Below are 10,517 nucleotides of genomic sequence, written 5' to 3' on the forward strand. Positions count from 1 at the left end.
GCCCTAGCGTGGCGTGTTCACCGGCCTGAAGCTGCTGACCGTTCACCGCCACCGCCAGCGTTTCACCGCTGTGCAGGCGCACCACGGTTTGGCGCTCGCCGGGGTCGACCACCGTCACCGGCAGCGTATTGATCCGCGGCGAACCGATAAACTCCGCCACCTCAAGGGTATTGGGAAAGTGATACAGCGACAGCGGCGCGCCTACCTGGGCAATACGCCCTTTCGAGAGCAGCACGATACGATCCGCCAGGGTCATCGCCTCCACCTGATCGTGGGTGACGTAGATCATGGTGGCGTTTAAGCGCTTGTGCAGCGCGGCGATCTGTACCCTCATATCCACGCGCAGCGCGGCATCCAGATTGGAGAGCGGCTCGTCGAACAGGAACACTGCAGGCTCTTTCACCAGGGTGCGGCCAATAGCGACCCGCTGGCGCTGGCCGCCGGAGAGGTCTTTGGGCTTGCGCTCCAAAAGCTCGGTGAGGTGCAGCATCTCGGCGGCGTGCTCCACGCGGCGGCGAATTTCCGCTTTGTCGGTACGTGCCAGCTTCAAGCCAAACGCCATGTTCTCGGCCACGCTCATGTGTGGGTAGAGGGCATAGGATTGGAACACCATGCCGATGTCCCGCTCCTGGGGCGGAATCTCGTTGATCCGCTGACCATCGAGCTGCATATCTCCTGCGGTAATGTCTTCCAAGCCTGCAATCATGCGTAGCAGCGTGGATTTACCGCAGCCGGAGGGGCCCACGAAAACGACGAACTCGCCGTCTTCGATGGTGAGGTCGATATCCCGTGAGATTTCGACACCATCGAAGGATTTACCGATGCCGCTGAGGGTTAAACGTCCCATGGCGCATCCTCCTGTGTTTGCGGGCAGCGGGCAATCGCCCCCCCAAACGGCGGCAGCGTCAGCGTACCTGCCTGCCACTCGCCGTTTAGCCACTTAGGCGCATCCTCCAATGCTTCAGCACCCTCGGGAGCCGGGCGGGTCACGGTTTGATCGCTAAAGTTGAGTGCTACCAACAAGCGCGTTTGCTGATAGGTGCGCTCAAAACAGAGCACCTCGTCGCGTACCGGATGGTAGCGCACGTCGCCTTTAACCAGCGCAGGCTGGGTGCGGCGAAACGCTAGAAAAGCACGGTAAGCGTTAAGCAACGAATCGGCATCCTGCTCTTGTTGATCCACCGCCAAACTTGCGTGGGAATCGGGTACCGGCAGCCAAGGGGTGGCACTGCTAAAGCCCGCATGGCGGGCATCTGCTTGCCAGGGGTGCGGCGTGCGGCAGCCATCACGGCCTTTGTAAGCAGGCCAAAAAGTAATGCCTGCCGGGTCGACGAGCTGCTCGAAGGTCAGCTGCGCTTCGGGCAGGCCCAGCTCTTCGCCCTGATAGAGGCATACGCTGCCCCGCTGGCTGAACAGGAACACCAAATAGAGGCGCAGCTTCTCGAGCTGCCCTTCCGCCTGCCAGCGGGTTGCCAGTCGCGTTACGTCATGGTTTCCCAGCGCCCAGCAGGGCCAGCCATCGCCAATGCGCGCTTCCATTTCAGTAAGCGTTTCGTGCAAATAGCCGGGGTCGGCTTTATCGGTCAGCAAGTTAAACGAGTAGCACATGTGCAGGCGCTTGCCGCCCTGGGAGTACTCCGCCATCACGCCCAGGGCGTCGTCGTCGCCCACTTCGCCCACGCTGGTGGTGCCGGGGTACTCATCCAGCAGCGCCCGCAGCCGCTCCAGAAACAGCAGGTTTTCCGGCTGGGTTTTATCGTATTGGTGAAGCTGATAGCCGTAGGGGTTGTCGGGGCGAACGCCCAGGAAGCTCTCGATAATTTCCTGGCGCGGCGGGTTGTCTTTTAACTCGCCGTGGGTGCAGAAATTCACCGCATCCAGCCGGAAGCCATCTACGCCGCGCTCCAACCAGAAGCGCACCTCTTCCAGCATGGCGTCGACTACCGCAGGGGTGCGGAAGTTAAGGTCCGGCTGGCTGGCCAGGAAGTTGTGCAGGTAGTACTGGCAGCGGCGGGTATCCCACTGCCAGGCGCTGCCGCCAAATACTGACTGCCAGTTGGTGGGCGGCGCGCCGTCGGGCTTGGGGTCGGCCCACACGTACCAGTCGGCTTTGGGGTTGTCGCGGCTTTGACGGCTCTCTTCAAACCAGGCGTGCTGGTCTGAGGAGTGAGACATCACCTGATCAATCGTCACCTTCAGCCCCCGCGCATGGGCCGCTTCGACTAGGCGGTCGAAGTCTTCCAGCGTACCGAACATCGGATCTACATCGCGGTAGTTGCTGATGTCGTAGCCAAAATCTTTCATTGGCGAGGTGAAAAATGGCGAGAGCCAAATCGCATCGACGTTTAGGGAGGCGATGTAGTCGAGCTTATCGATCACCCCTTTCAAATCGCCAATGCCGTCGCCGTGACTGTCCATAAAGCTGCGCGGGTAGATTTGGTAAATCACCGCGCCGCGCCACCAGTCGGCCCCCTGGCTGCCAACGTAGTGAGAAGTAGAAGGTGTCTGCATCATGGTGAGTCCTTATCCTTGTTATTGCCGACGGTTTTATTAACAACCGAGTAATTACCCATAGTCGGCATGATGCAGGCTACGCCAAGGGATAAAATCCTCCCCCCGGGGGAGTGCCAGGCGTAGGTGCGGGGAGGAGTGGTAACGCGGCGCCTTACTCCCCCTGGATATGCGCCAAGAGCTGCCCTGCCAGGGCAATGGCCTCGTCCCGGCGGCGGATATTCTGCTTTTGGTAGAGGCTGCGGATATGGGTTTTGATGGTGGTCGGTGCTACCGAGAGCTGCTCGGCAATCTGTTCGTTGGAGAGCCCGGCGTGAATCAGCCCCAGAATTTGCCATTCGCGGCGGGTCAGCGGCGAGGTGCGGATCAGCTCTGGCACGTCGGGCCTCGCGACAATATCCGCGATGACCGCTTCATCTAGCATTAAGCGTCGGGCGCAGCCGAAATCCTTCTGTTGGCCCGCCAGCGCCAGCAGCCGCTCTGCCCTCGCCTGCTCTAAAGCCGCTAGCGTGCCGCTGACGAGTAAGCCGTTGAGCAGCTCCCCAAGCGGTTTACCCAAGCGCAGAAAGCTGCCTACCAGCGCGGTGCGGGAAGCCAAGCTGAGCGCTTGATGCATGTGGTGGCGGGCTTGCTCCTCGCTGCCTGCATACCACGCCGCGGCCGCGAGGCAGAGCTGATTGCGGTTGGCATCGGTGACTAGCCCTAACCTTTGGGTGTGCGCCTCTAGCGCCTCTAACAGCGCTCGGGCCTCATCAAAGCGGCCCAGCAGCGTAAGTGCCCGAGCGTGATTGCGTACGTTGCATTGGGCAAAGTGGTTGGTGGCTCCTTCAGTGATGGGCGCGGGCGCTTCTTGGCGCCAGCGCTCCACCGCGTCGAGATCTTGCGTGGAGTGCCACCAGGCCAGCAGCGTGGCGTGGGCGTTAGCGACCCAGTCGATATGGTAATCGCCTTCGGCCAGGATTTTACGCAGCCGCCGGATATGGTCGGCGCACTGAGCCTGATCGCCACGGCTCTGGGCAATTTTGGCCAGTTGAATATGGCACTGCAGCGTCCAGCGCTCGCCCTGGTTATCCAGCACGGCAATGCCTTTCAGCGCGGCCTGTTCGGCTTCATCCAGGCGGTGCCACTCCCAGAGCACCTGACTGCGAATCCGGTAGAGAAATTCCGCCACGGGCAGGTGCTCAAGCTCTGCCCGCTCCAGGTGGGCAAAGGCGCGTTCTTGAATATCGTAAGCGGCCTGCAAGCGCCCCTGGGCCACCAGCGTCTCCGACTGATGGCAGAACGACCACAGCAGCAGCTGATGATCCTCACGCTGACGTGCCGAGCGCTCCACCTCGCGCACCCGCTGCAGCGACTCATCCAGATAGCCCAGCACAAAGCGCGCCTCGCTCAAAATGGCTGTCGCGGTCAGCGGTGTGGAGGCTAAATAGCGGGCGGGCACGGCCAGCGCCTGTTCGGCGAGCGGAGCGGCACGCTCGGCGTTGCCTTGATTGATCGCCAGCTGGGCACGCAGGGTGGCAAACTCCGCGCTCAACACTTGCCAATCGGGCACCTCCAGCTGCGCTTCGATCCAGCTAATCACCCGTGCGGTGATATCAAACTGAAACTGGGCGTGGGATACCCAGCCATAAAGCAGCGCCAGCTCCGGGCGTGTCGAGATTTGCGGCTCTCCTAGTAGCCCGAGGCCTTGAGCCAGCAGCGCGTAGGCCCCGCTGGCAAGCAGCGCAGGCCCCTGGGAAACCAGCAGGCTGGCCACATCGTCGGGCGCTTCCGCCAGAATGGCTTGGCGCAGCGCCATTATTGGGTCGTTGAGTGCCAACCAGGCTTGGCTGGCCCGCTGGTGCAGCGTGCGCTGGGTGGCCAAGCTAAGCTCGTGGCGGCGGTGGCGCAGGTACTCACCAAACAGCCGTTGAAATCGGTACCACTGGGCATGAGGGTCGGGCCGCTCGATAAACAGCCCCGCCTGCTCGAAGGCATCTAGCCGCTGGGTGAGCCGCTCGCCCTCCAGCAGGCGCGCCATCAATTCAGGGGAAAAGCGCTCCAGCACACCGAGTTGCAGTAGAAGCTCACGCTCCTCAGCGGGCAGTGCCTCGGCCAGCAGCTCATCAAACCACGCCACAAAATCAGGATGCCCGCCGTTTAACCGCTCGACCAGCGCATCGAACCCGGCGCGTGTAGTGGTGCGCTCCACCAGCCAATTCAGCGCCATCACCCAGCCGCCGCTTCTGCGTAGCGCCCGCTCAAGGCTTACCCGCGTAGGGGGAAAGCTGAGCTGCTCCGCGCAGAGGGTTTGCGCCTCTTCGCTATCAAAGGCCAGGGCGCTAAGGTCGATCTCTTCAAGCTCGCCGCGTAACCGCAGGCTGGCAAGGCCCAACGCAGGGCGGGAGCGGCTGGCCATGGTTAAGGTCAGCCAGGGTGGCTGGTGGCGTAGCCAGTGGGCCAGCCCGGCTAAAATATCGGGGTGGGTAAGGTGTTCAAACTCATCCACCACCAATCGGCAGGCTGCGCGCTGTTCAGGCAGCTCGGCCAGCCAGCGCTCTAATTGCTCAACGCACTTTTGCTCAGCGCACTCCGCCCCTTCGGCCAAAGGCGACAGCGGCGTATGGTCGCCTAGCAGCGACTGGATGGCCGCTTGCCAGTAGCTCAAAAAGCGCTCGGGCTGGTTATCGCGCTGATCCAAGCGCAGCCAGGCCGCCTCTTGTTCCAGGACGGGTAGGCGTTCAGCCAGCAGCGTGGTTTTGCCATAGCCCGAAGGCGCTTGCACGACCAGCAAGCGTATCCGCTCGTTCAACGCGAAGAAATCGTTCAGGCGCGGCCTTGCCACGACGCTCAGTGGCAGCGGCGGTGCTTTTAGCTTTTCTTGAAGCAGCGGCATGGCCCTCTCCTTTCACTACCCAAAACCTAGCCTAGTAAACCTAGGCTAATAAAAAGCCCGCGACGAATCGCGGGCAATCAGCATTGGTGAAACAAACGTATCAATAACAGCCTTGCTAGTGAGCGGTTCGCTCTTAGAACCATACCTCGGTTTGTACGCCGAAGGTGAACTCACCACCCGTAAAGCCATCGCTGCCTAAGCTTGAACCGTAGCTGTTGAGGTTCTCATCCCAATCGCTGTAGGTAGTGAACAGACGGATTTCAGGACGTTTCCAGAAACCACCCACTTCCGGCTTGAAGGTCGGTGCAATGGTGAACTTCATGTAGTCGCCATCCACCGCATTGCGGCCGCTGTAACCCTGTGGTTCGAAATCCATCCACTGGTAGCTGGCTTCGTACTGCATTTCAAAGTTCTGGTTAATCTCGTTCGCCAGACGAACGTTCAGGGTCGCCCAGTCGTAGCTGTCACCGCTAGCAAAACGGTCATCGCTGGTTTCCGCCAGAATGGCGGGAGCAACGCGCCACTTCGGAGCAACATACGTTGTACCGTAAACGGCCAGACGCGTCGTGGAGGCATCGTCGGTTAGATCACCGTTGCTACCGAGCCCCTTCACTTCGGCACCCAAGCCTTGGCCATGCAGAACCGCCGCTTTGAAGTTACCTTCACCCATGCCGAAGAAGCTGTCGCCGTGGTAGGCCACCATGGTGTGCCAGCCGGTATCTGCAGCGGTTTGGCCAACGCCAATATCGCGCTCGTCGTTATCCGCGGCAGACATGCCGTTGACCATCACCTGCCAGTTACCGAAGTAGTTGTTGGAGGTAAGGATCAAGTTATCAGTATCGCTACTTTCACCGTCTAAACCAGGGTTTTCGCGGTTGACGACCGGATAGTCGCTGAAGGTGCGGCCATAAAGCGAGAAGTTGGTTTTCCAGTTCTCTGCCAGTTGGACGTCGTAAACACCGCCACCGGTACCGGCCAGGAAGACTACATCGCTATCGAGCCAGTGGATGTCGAAGTTATTGCGGTCAAAGCGCTTACCGGCCCAGATGGAGGCATTCTCAAACGCGCCGGTAAAGCTCGGCAAGTCGCTGAACTCTGCGTAGACCTGACGGACGTTGAGCTGAGATTCGGCTCCCGTCCAATCATTACTGGTATTGACACCGTCCGCAATCATCGTGGTGTAGCGCGCTTTTGCACCGTTATCAAACTGCATCCGGTAGTTCAGGATAGCTTCGGCGTAGGTGTCTGTTTCGTTACCCAAACGCCCCACTGCGCCGCCATTACCACCGGCGGGCGTTAGGTACGGGCCGCCCGGTGCGCTTTTGCCATCTTCACCGTTCAACAGGCCAGAACGAGCATACACGTTAAACGAGAAACCTTCTTCGCCGCTGGCTTGGCGCTCAACGCGTGCCAGGCGCTCTTCGATATCGGCATCGGTAGTTGCCGCTGCTGGCGCGCTTGAAGCAGGCGCAGCACCGCGCCCCTGCTCAGCTAACTCCGCGCGGCGCTCGGCAGCCTCAGCCCGCTGCTCGGCGGCCGCAATGCGCGCTTCTAGCTCGGCAAAGCGCTCTTCCATCGTCGTGTCGGCGTTGGCAACACCGCAAAGTCCGAGGCTGGCAGTGGCAACGGCGATGGCTAATGGTGTCTTGAATGTCATTTTGTGCATTGTTTTAAATCTATTTTTGTTCTGATCGTGACGCTGGCTCCAGGCACCGCCTTCCCTTGAATAATGTTGCAAAGCAACTTCTATTTTGAGCCGAAGAGCGACAGCCACTAAAACTTAATCGATTAAGAGCTAGTAAACCAACAAGCTTTTACTAATTATCGACCAATGTCTAAAGCACTATTTATCTTAGAGAAACCGAATTGAAATAGATTAGACAAAAGTCTCTATTGAACTTCACGATGACAGACGGCTAACTGGCAGCGTACTTAATCGTTTAAGTAGGCGCTACAAGCGCTCTGATCCCCCATCACCCACAACAATAAACGCCGAGGAACGCCGTAATGAAAAAGACACTACTCACTTCAGCTATCGCTTTGGCCAGTCTTGCCAGTGCCACCGGGTCTGCCCAAGCGGCCGAACTGACGATCTCCTGTGGTGCGGTTGGTGCAGAGTTGACCCTTTGCCAAGAAGGCGTACGCGCTTGGGAAGAGAAAACCGGCCACAGCGTCGATGTGGTTTCAACGCCCAACTCGTCCACCGAGCGCCTATCTCTCTATCAACAAATTCTCTCCGCCAACTCCAGCGATATCGACGTGATGCAGGTTGACGTGGTGTGGCCCGGCCTGCTGGCCAACCACCTGCTCGATCTTCGCGAGGTATTGGGTGACGACGCAGCCGCGGGCCATTTCGAGACGATCGTGGTCAACAACACCATCGATGATCGTCTGGTCGCCATGCCGTGGTTTACCGATGCGGGGGTGCTGTACTACCGGGAAGACCTGCTGGAAAAGCACGGTCATGACGTTCCGACCACCTGGCAGGCGCTCACCGACACTGCGCGCGATATTCAAAACGCCGAGCGTGAAGCGGGCAACGACCGTATGCAAGGCTTCGTATTCCAAGGGCGCGCCTATGAAGGGCTGACCGTCAACGCCTTGGAATGGGTCGCCAGCTTTGGCGGCGGTACCGTGGTCGATAACGACGGCGAAGTGACCATCAACAACGAGCGCGCTGCCCAAGCGTTGGATCTGGCCGCCTCTTGGATCGGTGACATCTCCCCGGAAGGCGTGCTGAACTACACCGAAGAAGAAGCACGGGGTGTTTTCCAGGGCGGCAATGCCGTCTTCATGCGCAACTGGCCTTACGCCTGGGCGCTGGCCCAAAGCGATGACAGCGACGTGCGCGGCAAAGTAGGCGTCGTGCAGCTGCCTGCTGGCGGTGAAGAGGGCCAAAGCGCTGCGGGCCTGGGCGGCTGGAACCTGGCCGTGTCGCGCTACAGCGAGCATCCTGACATTGCGGCGGATTTGGTGGCTTACCTGACCGGTGAAGAAGAGCAGAAACGTCGCGCCATTCAGGCGTCCTACAACCCCACCATCGATGCGCTCTACCAGGACCAGGAAGTACTGGAAGCGGTGCCCTTCTTCGGCACGCTCTACGACACCTTCACGAGTGCGGTTGCCCGCCCCTCTGCACCTACCGGCGGTGCCTATGGCCGGGTCAGCAACGCCTTCTTTAGCACCTCTCATGACGTGCTGTCCGGCACCAAAGATGGCGCTCAAGCCGTCGCTGACCTTGAAGGCGAATTGCTGCGCCTGAAGCGTCGCAACTGGTAAACGCGGAGACACCTATGTCGAGCTCTTCTCACCACTCTCACCAAAACGCGCCCCTCGGGGCGCGTTCCGCCACGCCAGCGCGGCGGCAACGGGGTACCAAGGTCCGCCGCCAACGCGTCAAGGCGGCGTGGCTGTTCTTAGCCCCCATGCTGATTGCCCTCACGCTGGTGGCGGGCTGGCCGTTACTTCGCACCTTCTTTCTCAGCTTTACCGATGCGTCGCTGTCCGATTTAGGCGCCGCAAACCTGATTGGCTTTGAAAACTATCTGGTTTACGACAACGGCCGCTGGTTTGGCGTGCTAGCCGACCCGGTATGGTGGCAGTCCGTGTGGAACACGGTCTACTTCTCGGTCGTTTCCGTTTCGCTGGAAGTAGTGTTTGGCGTCATCGTGGCGCTGATTCTGAACGCAGAATTTAAAGGCCGTGTGATTGTTCGTGCGGCGGTCCTCATCCCTTGGGCCATCCCCACCATTGTCTCAGCCCAGATGTGGGCGTGGATGCTGAATGATCAGTTCGGCATCATCAACCACCTGCTGATGGTGGTTGGCATTATTGATAATCCCATCGCCTGGACAGCCAGCGCCACCTACTCCATGTGGGCGGTCATTATGGTTGACGTTTGGAAGACCATTCCTTTCGTCGCGCTGCTGGTGTTAGCCGCGCTGCAGATGCTGCCTAAAGATTGCTATGAAGCTGCTGAGGTGGATGGCATTCACCCCGTGCGCGTGTTCTTCAAAGTCACGCTACCGCTGATTACCCCAGCGCTGATGGTGGCGGTGATCTTCCGCCTGCTGGATGCCCTGCGGGTCTTCGACGTGATCTATGTATTGACCTCCAACTCCACCAGCACGATGTCGATGTCGGTGTATGCGCGCCAGCAGCTCGTCGAATTCCAGGACGTCGGCTATGGCAGTGCGGCCTCTACGCTGCTGTTCCTGATCATCGCGCTGGCCACCGTGGCTTATCTCTACCTTGGCCGCAAACAGATTCAATTGGGAGGTGACTGATGAACAGCCGCCAGTTCGCCAAAATTGCTAAACGCGTTGGTTTTTGGGCACTGATTGCCGTCATTATGGTGTATGCAGTGTTCCCGTTTTACTACGCGGTGATCACCTCGCTCAAACCCTCTAGCGACCTGTTCCGCGTGGAGCTATGGCCCTCGAACTGGAACCTGGACAACTACGCGCAAATCTTTAGCCAATCGAGCTTTGTGCGAGCGATTTTCAACTCCATCATCGTCGCCTTTAGCGTAGTGTTTATCGCCCTGCTGCTGGGTATCACCGCCTCTTATGCGCTTGGGCGGGTACGCTTTCGGGGCCGTTCGACGGTGCTGCTGGTCATTCTGGGCGTTTCGATGTTCCCTCAAGTGGCCGTGCTCTCTGGGCTGTTCGAGGTAATTCGCGCGCTGAATCTATATAACAACCCCGCAGGCCTGATCCTCAGTTACACCATCTTTACGCTGCCCTTCACGGTGTGGGTGCTCACCACCTTTATGAAGCAGCTGCCCATGGAGCTGGAAGAGGCCGCGATCATGGATGGCGCCACGCCCTGGGTGACCATTACCAAGGTGTTTCTGCCGCTGATGTGGCCGGCCATGGCCACCACCGGGCTGCTGGCGTTTATCGCCGCCTGGAACGAATTCCTGTTCGCCCTGACATTTACCCTCACCGATGACCAGCGCACGGTGCCGGTAGCTATCGCGCTACTGTCCGGCGGTAGCGCTTACGAACTGCCCTGGGGGCCGATTATGGCCGCCTCCGTTGTGGTAACCGTGCCGCTGGTGATTTTGGTCATTATTTTCCAGCGCCGCATTGTTTCCGGCCTAACGGCGGGTGCCGTGAAGGGCTAAGCC

At 59.5% G+C, this 10,517-nt stretch carries 7 protein-coding genes; 3 read left to right on the plus strand and 4 right to left on the minus strand.

Annotated features, from left to right (window positions below; genetic code table 11):
* The 4 genes from BIS10_RS14310 to BIS10_RS14325 form a co-directional block, all read right to left on the minus strand.
* Positions 1–847: ATP-binding cassette domain-containing protein (locus BIS10_RS14310; protein ID WP_253506104.1), on the minus strand; the 847-nt coding region annotated here is incomplete at its 3' end.
* The gene (locus BIS10_RS14315; RefSeq protein ID WP_253506106.1) at positions 835–2,514 is read right to left on the minus strand and encodes an alpha-amylase family glycosyl hydrolase; all 1,680 of its coding nucleotides are present in this window, start codon (positions 2,512–2,514) and stop codon (positions 835–837) included. The genes BIS10_RS14310 and BIS10_RS14315, both read right to left, overlap by 13 nt.
* 151 nt (positions 2,515–2,665) lie before the next feature.
* A complete protein-coding gene (malT, locus tag BIS10_RS14320) occupies positions 2,666–5,386 on the minus strand; it encodes an HTH-type transcriptional regulator MalT (protein ID WP_253506108.1) in 2,721 nt (906 codons plus the stop codon).
* 133 nt (positions 5,387–5,519) lie between these two features.
* A complete protein-coding gene (locus tag BIS10_RS14325) occupies positions 5,520–7,052 on the minus strand; it encodes a carbohydrate porin (RefSeq protein WP_253506110.1) in 1,533 nt (510 codons plus the stop codon).
* A gap of 341 nt (positions 7,053–7,393) precedes the next feature.
* On the opposite strand from BIS10_RS14325, the gene BIS10_RS14330 reads away from it, so the two are divergent.
* The 3 genes from BIS10_RS14330 to BIS10_RS14340 are packed head-to-tail and all read left to right on the plus strand — an operon-like array spanning position 7,394 to position 10,514.
* The gene (locus BIS10_RS14330; RefSeq protein WP_253506112.1) at positions 7,394–8,665 is read left to right on the plus strand and encodes an ABC transporter substrate-binding protein; all 1,272 of its coding nucleotides are present in this window, start codon (positions 7,394–7,396) and stop codon (positions 8,663–8,665) included.
* A gap of 14 nt (positions 8,666–8,679) precedes the next feature.
* Positions 8,680–9,672: a carbohydrate ABC transporter permease gene (locus BIS10_RS14335; protein ID WP_062374551.1), complete on the plus strand. Its 993-nt coding sequence runs from the start codon at positions 8,680–8,682 to the stop codon at positions 9,670–9,672.
* Positions 9,672–10,514: a carbohydrate ABC transporter permease gene (locus tag BIS10_RS14340; protein ID WP_172416076.1), complete on the plus strand. Its 843-nt coding sequence runs from the start codon at positions 9,672–9,674 to the stop codon at positions 10,512–10,514. Before BIS10_RS14335 ends, BIS10_RS14340 begins: the two co-directional genes overlap by 1 nt.
* Positions 10,515–10,517 lie beyond the last annotated feature (3 nt).

This window comes from Halomonas sp. 707B3, assembly GCF_024158645.1.
Lineage (GTDB): Bacteria > Pseudomonadota > Gammaproteobacteria > Pseudomonadales > Halomonadaceae > Vreelandella > Vreelandella lionensis.